General features: G+C 60.9%; 14 protein-coding genes and 1 riboswitch. Of the genes, 9 read left to right on the forward strand and 5 right to left on the reverse strand.

What is annotated here, in order from left to right; all coding sequences use genetic code 11:
- Position 1: 1 nt before the first annotated feature.
- Positions 2-220, reverse strand: a complete 219-nt coding sequence (gene rpmE / locus PB2503_RS06195; RefSeq protein WP_013300379.1) for a 50S ribosomal protein L31 — start codon at positions 218-220, stop codon at positions 2-4.
- A 187-nt stretch (positions 221-407) separates the two neighbouring features.
- On the opposite strand from rpmE, the gene PB2503_RS06200 reads away from it, so the two are divergent.
- The 3 genes from PB2503_RS06200 to PB2503_RS13900 all read left to right on the forward strand — a co-directional run bounded on the left by PB2503_RS06200 (position 408) and on the right by PB2503_RS13900 (position 5,476).
- Entirely contained in the window at positions 408-1,454 is a 1,047-nt protein-coding gene (locus tag PB2503_RS06200) for an SMP-30/gluconolactonase/LRE family protein (RefSeq protein ID WP_158305829.1), read from the forward strand.
- Complete coding sequence (thrC, locus tag PB2503_RS06205) at positions 1,447-2,838, forward strand: threonine synthase (RefSeq protein WP_013300381.1); 1,392 nt, start codon at positions 1,447-1,449, stop codon at positions 2,836-2,838. Before PB2503_RS06200 ends, thrC begins: the two co-directional genes overlap by 8 nt.
- Positions 2,839-2,938: 100 nt before the next feature.
- Positions 2,939-5,476: an EAL domain-containing protein gene (locus PB2503_RS13900; RefSeq protein WP_013300382.1), complete on the forward strand. Its 2,538-nt coding sequence runs from the start codon at positions 2,939-2,941 to the stop codon at positions 5,474-5,476.
- Between the two features lie 181 nt (positions 5,477-5,657).
- Here the strand turns inward: PB2503_RS13900 and PB2503_RS06215 are convergent, their stop codons facing one another.
- Positions 5,658-6,281, reverse strand: coding sequence for a YqgE/AlgH family protein (locus tag PB2503_RS06215; protein WP_013300383.1), 624 nt, complete (start codon positions 6,279-6,281; stop codon positions 5,658-5,660).
- 165 nt (positions 6,282-6,446) lie between these two features.
- Here PB2503_RS06215 and PB2503_RS06220 point away from each other — a divergent pair, with 165 nt between their 5' ends.
- The gene (locus tag PB2503_RS06220; RefSeq protein WP_013300384.1) at positions 6,447-6,671 is read left to right on the forward strand and encodes a hypothetical protein; all 225 of its coding nucleotides are present in this window, start codon (positions 6,447-6,449) and stop codon (positions 6,669-6,671) included.
- A 217-nt stretch (positions 6,672-6,888) separates the two neighbouring features.
- On the opposite strand, the gene PB2503_RS06225 is transcribed toward PB2503_RS06220, so the two are convergent.
- Positions 6,889-7,140 (reverse strand): DUF4170 domain-containing protein, encoded by a 252-nt coding sequence (locus PB2503_RS06225; protein ID WP_013300385.1) that lies wholly within the window; start codon positions 7,138-7,140, stop codon positions 6,889-6,891.
- A gap of 55 nt (positions 7,141-7,195) precedes the next feature.
- Entirely contained in the window at positions 7,196-8,536 is a 1,341-nt protein-coding gene (locus PB2503_RS06230; RefSeq protein WP_013300386.1) for a TldD/PmbA family protein, read from the reverse strand.
- A gap of 81 nt (positions 8,537-8,617) precedes the next feature.
- A riboswitch (glycine riboswitch) is annotated at positions 8,618-8,721 on the forward strand.
- Between the two features lie 151 nt (positions 8,722-8,872).
- On the opposite strand from PB2503_RS06230, the gene gcvT reads away from it, so the two are divergent.
- From gcvT to gcvPB, 4 genes are read left to right on the forward strand one after another with little or no spacing between them, the layout of a single operon-like run.
- Positions 8,873-10,036 carry a glycine cleavage system aminomethyltransferase GcvT gene (gcvT, locus tag PB2503_RS06235; protein ID WP_013300387.1) on the forward strand — a complete coding sequence of 388 codons (1,164 nt, stop codon included), beginning with the start codon at positions 8,873-8,875 and terminating at the stop codon, positions 10,034-10,036.
- Between the two features lie 3 nt (positions 10,037-10,039).
- Complete coding sequence (gene gcvH / locus PB2503_RS06240; RefSeq protein WP_041534919.1) at positions 10,040-10,411, forward strand: glycine cleavage system protein GcvH; 372 nt, start codon at positions 10,040-10,042, stop codon at positions 10,409-10,411.
- Positions 10,412-10,443: 32 nt separating this feature from the next.
- Positions 10,444-11,799, forward strand: a complete 1,356-nt coding sequence (gene gcvPA / locus PB2503_RS06245; protein ID WP_013300389.1) for an aminomethyl-transferring glycine dehydrogenase subunit GcvPA — start codon at positions 10,444-10,446, stop codon at positions 11,797-11,799.
- Positions 11,793-13,370: an aminomethyl-transferring glycine dehydrogenase subunit GcvPB gene (gene gcvPB, locus PB2503_RS06250; RefSeq protein WP_013300390.1), complete on the forward strand. Its 1,578-nt coding sequence runs from the start codon at positions 11,793-11,795 to the stop codon at positions 13,368-13,370. The genes gcvPA and gcvPB overlap by 7 nt, the downstream gene beginning before the upstream one ends.
- Positions 13,371-13,464: 94 nt before the next feature.
- Here the strand turns inward: gcvPB and PB2503_RS06255 are convergent, their stop codons facing one another.
- Complete coding sequence (locus PB2503_RS06255; RefSeq protein ID WP_013300391.1) at positions 13,465-14,544, reverse strand: acyltransferase family protein; 1,080 nt, start codon at positions 14,542-14,544, stop codon at positions 13,465-13,467.
- 187 nt (positions 14,545-14,731) lie between these two features.
- Between PB2503_RS06255 and PB2503_RS06260 the strand changes: the two genes are divergently transcribed.
- Complete coding sequence (locus PB2503_RS06260; RefSeq protein ID WP_013300392.1) at positions 14,732-15,904, forward strand: glycosyltransferase family 4 protein; 1,173 nt, start codon at positions 14,732-14,734, stop codon at positions 15,902-15,904.
- The last annotated feature ends 142 nt before the right edge of the window (positions 15,905-16,046 follow it).

Raw genomic sequence — 16,046 nt, forward strand, 5'->3', positions numbered from 1 at the left:
TTTACAGGCCGAAATTGCCGAACTTGGACTTGAACTTGGAGACACGGCCCTTTTCGGTGATCCGCGCGGGGCCACCGGTCCAGGCAGGATGGCTGATCGGATCGATATCGAGATTGATCGTCGCGCCCGGCTCGGCATAGGTCGAGCGGGTTTGGAACGTCGTGCCGTCGGTCATCGTGACATTGATAATGTGATAGTCAGGATGGATATCTTTTTTCATCACGGGGGCTCCCAGAGGGGAAAACAAAGACGCGTCCCCTATGCGTCTAACGTGGAAATGACAAGCCCTTTTGCCGTGACCCGCTTTTAAATTCCTACAAGTCTTGCCCCCGTGCCACGCTTAGGGTTTTGTGATAGTCTAACTCCGGCCCCGGCTATCTTCCCTCATGCGGTTCTTGACCCCTTTGATGTTTGTGATCGCCATCATGGCGCTCGTCATGGTGGCGGCGGTCACCTATTTCGGCTGGAGTTTTCGGCAGTTCGAAGAAGTGACGGCGCAGACCCGTTTGCGGTGTACCCCTGTGGTCGGGATCCACGGGGCGCTCGATTTCGAACCGGTGCCCGACAGCGCGGCGGTCTATCTCTCCTCAATGGATCGACGGGGCGGGGCCAGCCGGGGGGCGATTATTCGCTTTGACACCGTCAATCCCTTGGATGACAGCTCCTGGCGTGACCGTACCGTGGGCTTGCCGATCGATTTCCAGCCCGGCGGCCTCGATATCTTCAGCGGTGTAACGGCGGGGGGGGAGCGTGTGCGACGTCTCTTCGTCGTGAATGGCGCGGGGCCGGAGGTCCTGCTCTACGATATCGACCCGGGCGGCAATTTGCTGCTGCGCCGCCGTTTCACCGATCCGCGCCTGACCTCGCCGCAGGACGTGATCGCGACCGGTCCAAGCAGCTTTTATGTGAGCAATGTGACCAGTGGTGCTCGCCTGACCTGGCGGAGCCGTTTGGATTTTCTCCTCGGCCTGAAAACGGGGCAGATCTTCCACTATGACGGCAATAGCTGGTCGGCGCCGATCGGCGATCTGGCCTTTCCCAGTGGGTTGGCGCTGAGCCGGGACGGCACGGCTCTTTACGTGGCGGAGATGCGGGCAAAGCGGGTACGGATGTTCGACCGCGATCCGGTGACGGATCGGTTGATGCCCTCCGGCGATGTGCGGCTCGAAGGATTTCCCGACAGTGTGACGGTCTCCGGCGATGGCCAGCTTCTCGTCACGGCTGTCCCGCAGCCGTTCAGTTTCGCCGCCTACACAAAAGGCATTGAGGAGAAGGCACCCTCCCGGCTATTGCGCCTCTCGCCACAGGGAGAGATCGATATTTTGTTTGAAGATCCAGGCGATATCCTGTCCGCAGCGACGGCCGGCGTCAGTCTCGGCGACAAGACCCTCATCGGCTCCACCGGCGCTGACCGGTTCTTGATGTGCGAAGGGGCGCCCGGTGCCGATGCCTGACATGCGCTATCGGTCAACCCGTGGCGGTGTGACGGGGCAAAGCTTCGCGGATGTGCTTCTGGCGGGGCTTGCGCCGGATGGCGGCCTGTTCGTTCCCGAGACCTATCCGTCCCTTTCCCCCGCGCGTCTTGAAGATCTCGCCGGCGCCTCCTTCGCGGACGCCGCCGCGGCGGTGCTTCCCTTATTCATCGGTCAGGATACGCCGCATTTTGCCGATACGGCCTGGGACCGTTTCGCCCACCCTGCGACGACGCCGCTAGTTCAAATGGGGGCTGACGATTTTTTGTTGGAACTCGTGCATGGACCGACGCTCGCCTTCAAAGATGTGGCGATGCAGTGGCTCGGCCCGATGTTTTCCGACGGCCTGGCCAAAGCCGGCCGGCAAATGACCATTGTCTGCGCCACATCGGGCGATACGGGGGGCGCCGCGGTCGAGGCCATGGCCGGACGCCAGGCGACGCGGCTTTGTGTGCTGCATCCTGAAAACCGTATTTCCGAGGTGCAGCGACGCTTCATGACCACCGTCGCGGCGGACAATGTGATGAATCTCGCTGTGCGCGGGACCTTCGACGATTGCCAGAGCCTGGTGAAGGCAATGTTCGCTGATGAGACATTTCGCCATCAGGTCGGCCTCGGGGCTGTCAACTCGATCAACTGGGCCCGGATCATTGCCCAGACAATTTACTATGTGACCTCCTCTCTCACCCTGTCTCGCCAAGGCGGGGTGGTGCATTATGCCGTGCCGACCGGCAATTTCGGCGACATCCTCGCAGGATGGGTGGCCAAGCGCCTTGGGGCGCCGGTGGGGCATCTCATCGTCGCCACGAATGAAAACGACATTCTGACCCGGTGCCTATCCACCGGCAGCTATCGCCCCGATCGGGTGGTTGAGACCCAGTCGCCGTCCATGGATATCCAGGTCTCCAGTAATTTTGAGCGGCTGCTGTTCGAAGCCTCCGGCGGGGATGCGGATCTGGTCCGCCATCTCATGCACCAGTTGAAGACGGAGGGGGGCTTTGACGTGCCCACCCAGGTCTTATCCACCATCACCGAGGAATTCAGCGCCTATCGGGTCGATGAAGAGGCGACCGCCGACAAAATGGCAACGGTGTTTGCCCAAAGCGGCCGACTGATCGACCCCCACACGGCCATTGGCCTCGCCGCCGCCGAGCGGGGGCGCCAGGCCGGACTTCAGGGGCCGATTGTCACCCTCTCCACCGCCCATGCGGCGAAGTTTCCAGCGGCGGTCGAGGCCGCCACGGGGGTGGCCCCGACCCTGCCGCCCCATGTCCGCGATCTGTTCGGTCGCCCGGAGCATATGATTTCGGTCGATGCCGAGCTGGAGGCCGTCAAGGGCCAGATTTTGCATAGCTTCGCCCTGTGAGGGGCCAGGGCACCGATTCGGCTTGAGGTCGGACGGACCCTGGGTCAGACTTAAGGGCGTTGGGGGGCCGAAAGGCGAAGTCGAAGGGGGCGGGTGCGGTATGATGGACATGATTCCGTCGATCGGTCTTGACCGATATCTCGAGGCTGTCGCCTGGATGCGCCAGGGGAGTGCAACCTCACAGCTGAGCCTGATCGAGGCGGTCGCGATTGGCGGGCTTGGCGGGTTGGCCCTCCTGTTTCTCTTCTACGGCTTGGTTCGACGCTCGGCGGTCGCGATTGTTGGCTTCAGCTTTCTGGCGCTGACGGCGCTCGTCATTGCCCAGATCTTCGGGCGGCTTTCCTTTGTGAGTGACGGCGCGCGGATGCTGATCCTTTGCCTGTTTTCCTGCGCCGTTCTGTTATTTGCGACGACGACGATTCGCAGTGCGCGAGAGAACCCGTTGGTCGGCCTTGTTATCTTGCTGATGATTGCCGCCTCTTTCTTTGCCGGTGTCGCGGGCTTTTTCAGTTTCGTTCGGGGGGAGGAGATCGCCGCCCTTTCCCTGTCCGCCACCGTACTCGTCATGGGTGTTCTGATCGTGGTTGAGTTTCTGCGCCGTGACATGGGGACCATCGCCGTGGCCCCCGGCTTGCTCGCCGCCATGGGCGCCCTGCCGGCGATTGCGATCGCCGGGCGTGAACCGGCCACGATGACGGTACTGACGGCAATGTTACCGGTGTTCCTGCTCTCTGGGGGCGTGGGGTTTTCGGCGCTTGTGGCCCTTTGGGTGGTCAAGCCGACGGCCGCGACGACCGACCAGGCGCCGCAAAAGCAGCGTGAGGTCGGCCCATCGCCCTTCGAACCGGCCGCCGAGCCGGTCCTTGCCGAGCTGTCCTCCGAGGGATCCTATGCCGAACGGCGCGAGGCGGCCGAGCGCTTGGGGAGGGCCCCCCGGCCCGGTGGTCGCGCCGAGCCCGAGGAGGAGGCGCCGGTTGCGGCCCCACCGCGGGCACGACGCGGATCCTATGACGAGGCGCCGATGGAGCCGGTCTCTGCCCTTTGGGGACGGGGCGAAGGGCCGTTCGATCCCGAGGACCGCCGCCCCGTTCGGGCGCTGGACATCGCCCCCGACAGTTATGTGTGGGACCAGTTCGCCGCACGGGAGGTGCGGATCGGACAGGATTTCGCGTCGGCATTCTTGGTCGATGCCGGGCGGCTTGCCACCCCGGATGTCCTGCGGGATGGGGTCGATGCCGATAGTCTTGATGCCTTCGACGATCACGTCCTTGGGGGGGCGGATCCGGTCACCGGCCCCTTCGATATCGACATTCTGTCCCGTCATGGTGACGCTTTCCGCCTGCATGGGCGGCGTGTCACCGACCATGAGGGGCTGCTCACCCGGATTGAAGCGCATTTGGCGGCGGCGGGCCCCGACCACCGCCTCGCGGCGCCTCCCCAAGACCAACAGCTCGCCGCCCGGGGGGGGCGGGAGGCCCCAGAAGATCTAAGGGCAGGGCGTCGGGGACCGACCGGCTATCCCTCCTTTGCGCCGCGATCCACAAAAGCGACATCCACGCCGTCGGCCGAGAAGGCCTTAGCCCCTCGACCGATGCAGCGGGCCGCCCGGAAAGCAGAGGCGGGCGATGAGACCGACCCCCTTGCGGCGCTTGAGGCTGGCGCTATTGGCCCCTGGTTCCAACCGATCGTCAGCCTCGATGATCGGCGGGTGGTGGGCCTTGAGGCCCTTGCCCGCTGGACCCTCCCCAATGGGGAGGTGCGAGAAGCTAATGGTTTCATCGACGCCATCCTGGCGGCGGATCGTGGCCTGGATCTTGTCCGCCGCATGGTCGATGAGGCGGCCCAGACCCTGAGGGACTGGATCGAGCGTGAGGGAAGTGCCGGGCAATTCGTCGCGGTCAATCTGGCGGCTGAAGATCTGGCAAAGGACGATGTGGCGCGCATCGTCAAAAAGGCCGTCGCCGACTACGCCCTTCCCGATGGTGCCTTGGTCATGGAGCTGAGCGAGGGGCAAGTGAAGGCCACCCCGTCCAAAGCCCTGGCCGCCGCCAAAGCCATCCGCAGAGCGGGCGCCAGCCTTGCGATCGACGATTTCGGTGTCGGATATTCGACGCTTTCGCGCCTGAGCAAGTTCAGGTTCGATATTATCAAACTGGATAAGAGCTTATTGGAGGGGCTGTCGGGCCCAAGAAACCGCCGGGCGCGCCAAGCCTTGCAGTCTATTCTCGCGACGGCCCGCAAATCCGGGGCGCCGGTGGTGGCCGAAGGGATCGAAGACGACGATACCGCCGAACTCTTGCGGGAACTGGGGTGCGAGTTCGGACAGGGCTTTCTCTTCGGCGAAGCCGCCCCTGCGGGGACGAGGCAGGCGTCGCCTCCCCCCTCCGCCGGGGCCCCTCGAGGGCGCCGCCCTTCAGGACCCGTTCCCCAGGCCACGCCATTGGTCCAGGAACGGCGGCCGCCGGTGCTGCATCCACCGCGGCGTCAGGATGAGGACAAGGCGGGCGGCGGTGGCCTTACCAGCCGACGGGCGCCCCGCATTGATCCCCCCTCAAGGGACGCGCCAGATCGCCGAGATCAAGCCTCTCCCTCAGATGACCGTCCGGCCCCTCGCCGCCGGGTAGCGGATCTGAGATAGAGGGCTCAGATAGAGGAAGCTTCGGGCCAGAGGCGGCCCCCTTCTTTGGGATGAAGGACCTTGCGCGGCACCATGGGCCGGCGCCTCAGCGCAGTTCCGAACGCAAGCCGGATCCGCGTAAAAAGCGCGACAAAACAATCACCTAGAGGTATTTCGTGACTCTGGGCAATCTGAAAAGGCGTTAGATCAGGGGGCGAGAGCCGGCACTCTTATCGGTGCCCAGGGCCGTGAGATTTTGAAACGGTATGCCGATTTCCGCCATCGCCCGGTCCCACATGGTCTCAGGGTCGCTGAACGCGAAGTCCGTCGAAGTCTCAAGATCAAGCCAGGTATGCCGACGCAGCTCATCGTCCAGTTGCCCCGGCCCCCATCCCGCATGACCCGTAAACAGCCGCGCCGACTGGGCGGGGAGGAGGGGGGTCCCAAGGGCGGCCAACGCCTCATTGGTCGTGCTGATGGCCAGTCCGGCGCCAATGGTCTCGGAGTCTTCCAGCACGAACTGATCGCTGTGCAAGATAATCCCGCGCCGCGGCTCACAAGGTCCGCCGAAGAAGAGGGGAAGGTCGATGTCCTTTTCCTCCATATCCGCCACCGCTTCCGTGGCGACGACCCCTTCGATCGGCTTATTCAGAATCAGGCCAAAGGCATGCTCGATATCGTGGGTGCAGATATATATGACCGATTGGGCGAAGGGCCCATCGTTCAATTGCGGCATGGATACGATCAGGCGGCCCGCCAAACCTGGGCCCTCAGTGGGGATCCCGTGGTGTGTGTGACCGATTGCGGTCTCTGTGATATTCGCCATGGTCTAAAGATAACCCTGCGCGCCCCAAGCGCAAATGTCTCAAGGGAAAGAATTGTCATAAACGTTGCCCGTCAACGTTTCCCGTTGGGGAGGTGCGACAACTGGTTATTGACCATGACAGTAATGTGGCTGTTCAAAAGCGCTAAAATGTGATCGTATAAAAGGATGCTTATTGACGGTGTCGAATTCGAACATGGGGATCACGAGGTTGAGAGCGCCTCTTTGATCTCAAGCCTATTATCCCTTGCCGTCCTCGTGGTCACCCTCGTGCTCATGGCTTTTGCGACCGTTTGCGCGGTGATTCTCCTGCCCCTCGGCCTTCTGGTGCAAGGAGTAATGGGGACCTCGCCCCGGCGCCTGCGCCGTGGTTGGCGGCCCGTGACCGCCTAGGTCCGCGCCTCCCAGCGATGTGACCCGCCCGGGGGCGATCGGCCTTCACCTCTCCATTGCGCGACTATTGCTCCATTGCCCCACTTTTATGAGAGTGAGCTGTGCAGTCCCCTCCACTGCGTGGAAAGATTTCCTCGTCAGAAAGAGGCGCGTCTTCTCGCCCAAAGGCTGGCCGCTGATCGGGTGCCCCTAATTTGGGGGCCGTGAGAGGGGCCGCCTAAAACAGGAACCCATCCCCATCGGGATCGAGAAATTCGTGCAGGTGGACGATGAAATAGCGCGTCGCGGCGCTGTCGACGGTTTCCTGCGCCTTGGCCCGCCAGGCCCGCTCCGCCGCGGCGAAGTCAGGAAAGATCCCGACGACGTCGAGGGCGCTGAGGTCACGGAACTCCGCCTTCCGCGTCGACACAAGCTCTCCACCGAAAACCAGATAGAGTGTTTGTCGGTCCGTCTCCGCTTGGGAAGCCATGGGAAGTCCTCTCAATCAATCAGCGCAAGGATACGACCGAGGGGTAACTCTCTGCCTAATTTCCCGCAATAGTCATTTCACCGACCCGCAGCGTTGGGGCATTCATGCCGCCGCGACGCTCGAAATCATTAGCGCGGCTGAGATTTCGCCACATCTCCAAAAGATTTCCGGCGATCGTAATCTCTGAGACGGGCGCGGTGATCTCGCCCTTTTCGATACGATAACCTGAACACCCTACGGAATAATCCCCGGTATTACTATTGATCTGCGGACCGAAGGTTTCGGTCACCAACAGCCCGTCCCCGGTTTCGTGATACAGCGCCTCAGGCGTGAGGGGGCCGGCGGGCAGGTCGAAATTGGTTGTCCCAGATCCCGGCGGCGCCCCCGTACCGCGTTTGGCTCGACCATTGGTCTCAAGACCCAATTGCCGCGCCTGACGGCAATTCAGGATCCACGCCGTCAATACGCCATCCTTGATCACGTCGAGCTTTTCCGGGGCGACCCCCTCACCGTCAAAGGGGCGGGAGCCGAAGCCGCGGCGGATAAACGGATCGTCCGTAATGGTGACATCGGCCGGGAACAGGGCCTCGCCCATCTTGTCCTTGAGAAAGGACGTTCCCCGGGCAATCGCCCCCCCATTGATGGCGCCCGCGAGAGGGCCGAGCAGACCCGCCGAAAGGCGTTGATCGAAGATTACCGGCAGACGCTGGCTCTTCATCTTCGTGGGATTGAGCCGCCGCACGGCCCGCTCACCAGCCCGCCGCCCAATCGCGCCGGGCGCGCGCATCATGTCCAGATGGGTTTTTGAATCATAGTCGTAATCCCGCTCCATCGCGGTGCCTTCGCCCGCCAGAACGGAGACCGAGAGGCTATGATGCCCCCCACTGCGGTCACCGAAAAATCCTGTGCTTGTGGCAATAAAGGTCCGGCCGTGCCCCACGCTCGCCCCCGCGCCGCTCGAATTCGTCACCCCCTTGATGGCGAGGGCCGCCTCTTCGCAGGCGAGGGCTCTTTCCTTGAGCGTATCCGAGATCGGCGACTGACCGTCCCAAAGGTCGAGATCGGGAAAGGGGCCCTGAGCAAGCAATGCCGACGGCGCGAGGCCGCAATAGGGATCCTCGGGGGCCTGTTTCGCCATGGCGACGGCCCGTTCGGCAAGATCGGTCAACCCCGATGGCGTAAAATCGTTCGTCGACACACAGGCCTGGCGCTGACCCACCAGAACCCGGAGGCCGAGATCCTGATTTTCCGACCGCTCAACCTCCTCAACCTTGCCAAGGCGCACAGAGACGGACTCACTTGTACTTTCATGCACCAGGGCATCCGCCGCGGTGGCGCCGGCGGCCTTGGCTTTATCGAGAAGAGAGGAGAGGAGAGAGGGGAAGGTATCGGCCATTTTTCCTCGATAGGCACCCGCCGATTGACTGGCAAGCGTCGCTGCCTCACCTTATGGATGGTTATGGGGATGCCCATGACCGCTCTCTCCGCGGGAGACACCGGTTCGGCCATATGGGGGTTGGATCGGGGCCGAAGGCGCAACCGCCCCGGAAACGCTCAGGCACCAGGGACCGCGGGAGAGGCAAGACAGGCTGGAAAAGGGGTTGGCCTTTCGCGGGTCCCCCTACCGAAGGAGCAAGCGGCGAGCATCGCTCGACGTCAATCTCTCAGGTCCATAGACAGCCGGGGCCGACTTTGCCCGCGCCCCTGTCGGGCGCCGATCGGAGCCCTGTCTATGTCGACGACCAAACGCTTACCCCTCGATGCGCTCCACCGTGAATTGGGCGCCAAGATGGTCCCCTTTGCCGGATATGAGATGCCGATCCAGTATAAGGAGGGCATCAAGGCGGAACATCTGCATGTTCGCGAAAAGGCAGGGCTGTTCGATGTCAGCCATATGGGTCAGGCCTATTTGACCAGCGACCGAGTAGGGTCGGAGGCCGATCATGCCAAGGTCGCCGCCGCCATCGAAACCCTCGTGCCGGGGGAGATTAGTCAGCTGAAGCGGGGACGGATCCGCTATACGGTGCTGTTGAACGAGGAGGGCGGCATCCTCGATGATTTGATGATTACCCGATTGCCCACCGCGGCGGATGATGGGCGTCTGTTCCTGGTCGTGAATGCCGCGGTCAAAAGCCGCGATTTCGATGTGATGGCCGATCGGCTGGCGGATCAGGCACGCCTCGATGTTCTGGATCAGCGCGCGCTATTAGCCCTACAGGGGCCGAAGGCGCATGAAGTCATGGCGTCACTCATTCCCCAAACGGAGGAAATGCCCTTCATGTCGGCCATGGATGCCGAACTCGATGGCCTGCCGATCCTCGTTTCGCGATGCGGCTATACCGGGGAGGATGGGTTTGAATTGTCGGTGCCCGCAGACCAGGCGCGCAGCGTCGCGGAGCGTTTGCTCGATCATGAAGCGGTCGAGCCGATCGGTCTTGGGGCCCGTGATTCCTTGCGGCTTGAGGCCGGCCTTTGTCTTTATGGTCACGATATGAACGAGACCATCAGCCCGGTCGCGGCGAGCCTTTCCTTTGCGATCGGCAAACGTCGGCGAATGGAGGGAGGCTTTCCGGGGGCGGAGCGGGTGATGGCGGAATTGACCCATGGATGTAGCCAAGTCCGCGTGGGCCTACGCCCGTTGGGCCGCGCCCCGGCACGGGAGGGGACTGAGATTCACCATAATGACGGGGCCTCTATCGGGATCGTCACCTCGGGAACCTTTGGTCCGACGGTCGACGGCCCCATCGCCATGGGATATGTCGATCGGGACTATTCTCAACCGGGGCAGGCCGTCTCGCTGATGATCCGGGGGAAGGCCCATCCGGCGGAAATTGTCCGCCTACCATTTATCGAGCCACGTTATTTCAGGGGGACCGCGAAAGGCGGGAAAGCATAAACTATGACGACTAAGTACACGGAAGATCACGAATGGGTTCGGATGGACGGCGATGTGGCGGTGATCGGCATTACCTCGCACGCTACAGAACAGCTTGGCGATGTCGTCTTTGTCGAGCTTCCGACCGTTGGCCAGAGCTTCTCGGCGCATGACGAGATGGCAGTCGTCGAAAGCGTCAAGGCTGCCTCCGATGTCTATGCGCCGATCGCGGGCGAGATTGTCGCGGTGAATGACGGAATTGTCGAAGCGCCGGAGAAGGTCAATGAGGATCCCGCCGGCGACGCCTGGTTCGTCAAGATGAAGCCAAGCGATCCCGCCGCGTTCGATAAATTGATGGATGAAGCGGCCTACACGGCCCATATTGCCGATGGTTGAAGGCGTCCGGAGATTAAAGAGAAGTCAGTGATATGAGATATCTCCCCTTAAGCGATCAGGACCGAGCCGAGATGCGGGCGCGGATTGGCGTCGATCGGATTGACGAGCTTTTCGTCGATGTTCCGGCTGACGCGCTTAACCCGCATCTGGATTTGCCCGATCATCAGGGGGAACTGGCGGTTGAGCGGTTTGTTTCTGGGCTGGCGGCAAAGAATCATGCCGCCGGAGACGGGCCGTTTTTCGCAGGGGCCGGTGCCTATCGTCATCATGTTCCTGCTACGGTTGATCATATCATTCAACGGTCGGAGTTTTTGACGGCGTATACGCCCTATCAGCCTGAGATAGCGCAGGGGACTTTGCAATATCTCTTTGAGTTTCAGACTCAGGTTGCGACCCTCACCGGGATGGAGGTGGCGAACGCCTCGATGTATGACGGCTCGACCGCCACCGCCGAAGCCGCCCTTATGGCCCGCCGAATCACAAAGCGGCGGAAGGTTGTCTGTTCGGGGGGGCTACACCCGCATTATGCGGCCGTCGTCCGCACAAATCTGGAATTGATCGACGATGAGGTCGTGGTGGCGCCGATCACCCCCAACGGGCTTGGAAAGATCCGCCAATTCATCGACGAGGAAACGTCCTGCGTCATCGTTCAGTCACCGGATGTCTTTGGGAATGTGCGGGATATTGCGGCGGTGGCGGAGGCGGCCCACAATGTCGGGGCCCTGTTAATCGTTGTTGTCACCGAAGCTATCTCCCTTGGCCTGTTGAAAGCCCCCGGTCTTCTTGGGGCTGATATTGTCGTGGGGGAGGGGCAGTCGATCGGGAATGCCCTTAATTTCGGTGGACCCTATGTCGGGTTATTCGCGGCCCGCAAGAAGCATGTTCGCCATATGCCCGGACGGTTGGCAGGTGAAACGGTGGATGCGGACGGCCGGCGCGGGTTCGTCCTGACCCTGTCTACCCGTGAGCAGCATATACGGCGGGACAAGGCGACCTCGAATATCTGCACGAATTCGGGTTTGTGCGCCCTTGCCTTCACGGTTCATCTTTCCTTGCTGGGGGGGGAGGGGCTTCGCCGATTGGCCCATCTTAACCACCAGGCGGCGGCGCGAACCGCCGACCGGTTGACTGCGATCGACGGGGTTGAATTGGTCACGCCGACTTTTTTCAATGAGTTCACAGTGCGCCTGCCGAGTAAAGCCGGACCGATCGTCGAAGCGCTTGCTTCCATGGGAATAATCGCCGGTGTGCCGGGCGATCGTCTGTGGCCTGAGCAGGAAGAATTTCACGACCTTCTCGTCGTTGCGGTGACAGAGACTGTCTCCGACGAAGATATTGACCAATTTGGGACGGCGCTGGCGCAGGAAATCGGGAGATCGTCATGGTGATGAATGCGAAAGGGCGCCCAACCCAGGCCGGCGACACCGCCCCGCAACAGATTGCGCCCCCTACCCATACCGGCAACAGGGCGCTGCTGATCGAGGAGCCCTTGATCTTTGAAAGCGGCGATTTCTCCGGGTCCGGCGTCGATCTTCCGGAGCCGGGCGACAGCCCCTTGCGCTTGGGCGGGTATGAGGCGGCCGCGGCCCCTGCTTTGCCCGGATTATCCGAACCCGAAGCGATGCGCCATTATGTCCGGCTCAGCCAAAAGAACTATGCCATCGATATGGGTATTTTCCCTCTCGGCTCCTGTACGATGAAGCATAATCCGCGGTTGAACGAGCGTATGGCGCGTCTGCCGGGGTTTGCCGATATCCACCCCCTTCAGCCGCAATCGACCGTTCAGGGGGCGTTGGAACTCATTGATCGTTTGGCCGGGTGGTTGAAGGAATTGACCGGTATGCCCGCCGTGGCGATGAGCCCAAAAGCCGGTGCCCACGGTGAATTTTGCGGCATGATGGCGATCCGTGCCGCCTTGGCGGCCAGGGGGGACATCGCCACGCGTCGTAGGGTGTTGGCGCCTGAATCCGCCCACGGCACTAATCCCGCTACGGCGGTTCAGTGTGGTTTTACCGTCGATGCCATTCCCGCCGATGACGGGGGCCGGGTCGACCTTGCCGCGTTAAAAGAGCGTCTTGGGACGGATGTGGCGGCGATCATGGTCACCAATCCGAATACTTGCGGGTTGTTCGAACGGGACATTCGCGCCATCGCCGACGCGGTGCATGAGGTCGGGGGCTTCTTTTATTGCGACGGTGCGAATTTCAACGCGATCATGGGGAAGGCGCGGCCGGGAGATCTCGGCATCGACGCCATGCATATCAATCTGCATAAAACCTTTTCGACCCCCCATGGCGGCGGCGGCCCCGGCTCCGGTCCTACGGTTCTCGCCGACAGTCTTGCGCCCTTTGCGCCGCTGCCCTCCCTCATCTCCGACGGAACCGGATTTCGCCTGATCGAGCATGAACGGGATAATAGCGCCGGCCAAGCGTTCGGACGGCTTGTGGCTTTTCATGGACAAATGGGTATGTTCGTCAGGGCGCTGACCTATATGCTAAGTCACGGCGCCGATGGTCTGAAACAAGCCGCGGAGGATGCCGTCCTCAATGCCAATTACGTGCTTGCTCGGCTCTCTGGGGTCATGACTCCCGCTTTTGAGGGCCATTGCATGCACGAGGCGCTCTTCGATGACCGGTTTTTGAAAGAGACAGGAATCGGGACGATTGATTTCGCTAAAGCTATGATCGACGAAGGGTTTCATCCGATGACGATGTATTTCCCCTTGGTGGTCTCCGGTGCACTGCTGATCGAGCCGACGGAGAGCGAATCCAAACAGGGACTCGATGTTTTTTGTGACGCGCTGATCGGTCTTGCGGGGGATGCCCAGTCGGGGCTGGTCGAGCGATTTAAGGCGGCCCCGGTCTACGCGCCCCGCCGCCGCCTCGACGAGACCAGGGCGGCGCGGCAACCGGTGCTGAGGTGGGAGCCTAAGGACCCGGCGGCGCTCGCGGCGGAATAGCCTCAAAAGGCGGGCTCTCCTTTGTGCGGCCGCCCTTAAAAGCGCGTCGCCCTTCACACGCGGAGGGCCGGGGCCCATTTCGCTTGGAAAGGCTTTAGGGCGTGCGAGATTTCGGCCGGAACCGGTTGAGATAGAGTGTGAGATTTCGCTCCAAGCCGTAATAGACGACAACCCCCGCGATGATCCCGCCAATCGTGGCGGTCAGAACGACCAGCATCGCCCAGCCGGGGGAAAGAAATTTTGCGGCCACGGCCCAAACGAACCCGACGGCGAACATGTGAAAGAGATACATGGAATAGCTCGCATCCCCGAGCACTGTCAGGACATTGGGTACGTTCCGGCTATATCTGTTGCCGCCAAAGGCGAGGAACGCCACCATCAGGGTACAAGTCGCAATCAGGACCATCCGCATCCCTAGATTGTCCCATATGCCTTGATGATTGAAGAGGAGCAGGATCCCCAGCCCGGCAAAGAGGCCGAGACTAACCCGGCTCAAGGGTTGAGAGATCTGCCCCTGACTGACCAGCGCAAAGATGCCCAGCCAAACGCCGGCGAGGAAGCCAAGCAGATCAGGCCGTGTGTAAAAGGTGGGAACCGCGCTGTCGAAGTCGACCAGGAATCCGATCAGCACCAAGATGCAGAAAAATAGGCTGATGACCACGGCTCGGTTCAAGGCATTCAGCCAAGACAACAGGGCAAAAACGAGGTAGAAAAACATCTCATAATTTAGTGTCCACCCCAATTTGACGAAGGGCTCGATCTTCTCCTTGCTCCCTGGTTCGAGGGTGGGAATGAAAAGGATCGAATAAAGAATATGTTTCAGATCGAAGGTGGTCGATTTGAAAAATTGGGGGGCCAGAATGACAAAGACTGCGACGATGGCTGTGGCGCAGTAATAGAGCGGAACGATGCGTAAGATCCGCTTTTGGACAAAGGCGCGCCCATCGAAGCGGTGTTCACCCGTGGTGACAACCATGATGTATCCGCTGATCACAAAGAACAGTGTGACGCCGACGCCCCCAAGGAACCGGGCGAACTCGGTTAATGGAGAATTACCGGGATGCGCGATGGCGTGCCCTACCACAACGGCGATCGCCGCGGTGGCTCGTCCCCACTGAAGTCCGATTTGCTTTTTCATGGTAATCTGCGCTTCATTAAGGGCTGAGAATGGCATAGCAAAGCCCCTTCTCGTTTGGAGAAATGGATGATCCACCTTATTTTCGTCCGATTTCGGAGATCTGTTGGTGGCGGGGCAAGGGATATGGTTCATGCACGCTCAGATCGGCTGGCGTCAGGGGCAAATGTCAGTCGAATAAGTGTTTTCGGTTGGATCAAGGGTGATCGGAGGATGAAACCTCATCATGGTTGAGACGGCTGACGTTGATCAAGTTTCCCATGCGAAAATTGCGCCGGTCCACGTCCTCATTGTCGCGCCTCAGGGGGTTGCCGGTCGCGGGGGGATCGGACGGATTATGTCTTATCTCGTTCGAGAGCTTGAGCAAACCTCAAATGGATTCAAGGTTTCAACCCAACAGTCCCGTTATAGTGAGGCGAAGATCCTCAAGCATCTGACCGTGCCTTTCGCCTTGGCGATATTTACGCTGCGGTTGATCTTCACCAAGGTTGATGTCGTCCATATCAATGTGGCGCCCCGGGGCTCCACCTGGCGGAAGCGTCTTTTTGCAATCGTGGCGCGTGGATTGGGGAAGCCGGTCGTCCTCCACCTACATGGCAGCGGTTATAATGAATTCTTTGCGCAGTGCAGTCCCGCACAGCAAAAACGAATCCAGGCCTTTTTCGAAAATGCCGACGCGGTGGTGGCGCTCAGCGCCTATTGGCGGAATTGGTTGGTGAGCGAGTTGTGCCTCGACAGTCGTACAGTGGTTGAGATTGCGAATGGTGTGCCTTCACCCAAAGTGCCGCGCACGCCTCCGGCTGTCCCGGCCGAAATTCCCGTCATCGTTTTTCTCGGGCTAGTCGGCCACCGCAAGGGGGTCGATGTGTTGCTTGAGGCTTTGGCCCAGCTCAAGGCCCAGGGGGTAGCCTTTGAAGCCCTCATTGGCGGCAATGGAGAGGTCGAACAGGCGCGGGACCGTGCGGCTCATCTTGGCCTCACCTCCACTGACGTGACCTTTCTTGGGTGGGTCGGTGAGGAGGAGGTGGCGCGTTTGCTGCAGAAAGCCGATATTTTCGTCCTTCCTTCAAGGGCTGAAAACCAGCCTGTCTCCATTCTCGAGGCGATGGCTCATGGCGTGCCCGTGGTTTCTACCACTGTAGGGGCCATTCCCGAGCAAGTCGATCATGAGACGACGGGGTTACTCGTTCCCCCCGGTGACAGTGACGCTCTGGCTGAGGCGATCACACGACTGCTCAATGAACCGGCACTGCGGCACGATATGGGCGAAGCGGGTAGGCGTCGGTTTTTCGACTTCTATTCGGTCAAGTCGTATGCTGAACGCTTTTCTACGCTTTATGGTCGATTGGGGCGCGGGGGGCGCGCGGCTGACCGTATCGAGGCCTCTTCAGGGTCGTAGAATTCGCTGCCACTACAAGCCTCTCCGCTGCAATGCGGGCCCAGACATCTTTCATCGCGCGATCGGCTCGCTCCGTAGAGCAATATCAAGCGAAATGGGCGCCGATTCGTATGAAAAAAGGGGACAAAACAAAGATCTGGGG

The organism is Parvularcula bermudensis HTCC2503 (genome assembly GCF_000152825.2).
Classification (GTDB): Bacteria; Pseudomonadota; Alphaproteobacteria; order Caulobacterales; family Parvularculaceae; genus Parvularcula; species Parvularcula bermudensis.

What these genes read in the sequence shown, in the direction of transcription:
- rpmE (WP_013300379.1), bottom strand. Translation starts at nt 220, where the DNA reads ATGAAAAAAGATATCCATCCTGACTATCACATTATCAATGTCACGATG.
- PB2503_RS06200 (WP_158305829.1), top strand. Translation starts at nt 408, where the DNA reads ATGTTTGTGATCGCCATCATGGCGCTCGTCATGGTGGCGGCGGTCACC.
- thrC (WP_013300381.1), top strand. Translation starts at nt 1,447, where the DNA reads ATGCCTGACATGCGCTATCGGTCAACCCGTGGCGGTGTGACGGGGCAA.
- PB2503_RS13900 (WP_013300382.1), top strand. Translation starts at nt 2,939, where the DNA reads ATGATGGACATGATTCCGTCGATCGGTCTTGACCGATATCTCGAGGCT.
- PB2503_RS06215 (WP_013300383.1), bottom strand. Translation starts at nt 6,281, where the DNA reads ATGGCGAATATCACAGAGACCGCAATCGGTCACACACACCACGGGATC.
- PB2503_RS06220 (WP_013300384.1), top strand. Translation starts at nt 6,447, where the DNA reads ATGCTTATTGACGGTGTCGAATTCGAACATGGGGATCACGAGGTTGAG.
- PB2503_RS06225 (WP_013300385.1), bottom strand. Translation starts at nt 7,140, where the DNA reads ATGGCTTCCCAAGCGGAGACGGACCGACAAACACTCTATCTGGTTTTC.
- PB2503_RS06230 (WP_013300386.1), bottom strand. Translation starts at nt 8,536, where the DNA reads ATGGCCGATACCTTCCCCTCTCTCCTCTCCTCTCTTCTCGATAAAGCC.
- gcvT (WP_013300387.1), top strand. Translation starts at nt 8,873, where the DNA reads ATGTCGACGACCAAACGCTTACCCCTCGATGCGCTCCACCGTGAATTG.
- gcvH (WP_041534919.1), top strand. Translation starts at nt 10,040, where the DNA reads ATGACGACTAAGTACACGGAAGATCACGAATGGGTTCGGATGGACGGC.
- gcvPA (WP_013300389.1), top strand. Translation starts at nt 10,444, where the DNA reads ATGAGATATCTCCCCTTAAGCGATCAGGACCGAGCCGAGATGCGGGCG.
- gcvPB (WP_013300390.1), top strand. Translation starts at nt 11,793, where the DNA reads ATGGTGATGAATGCGAAAGGGCGCCCAACCCAGGCCGGCGACACCGCC.
- PB2503_RS06255 (WP_013300391.1), bottom strand. Translation starts at nt 14,544, where the DNA reads ATGCCATTCTCAGCCCTTAATGAAGCGCAGATTACCATGAAAAAGCAA.
- PB2503_RS06260 (WP_013300392.1), top strand. Translation starts at nt 14,732, where the DNA reads ATGGTTGAGACGGCTGACGTTGATCAAGTTTCCCATGCGAAAATTGCG.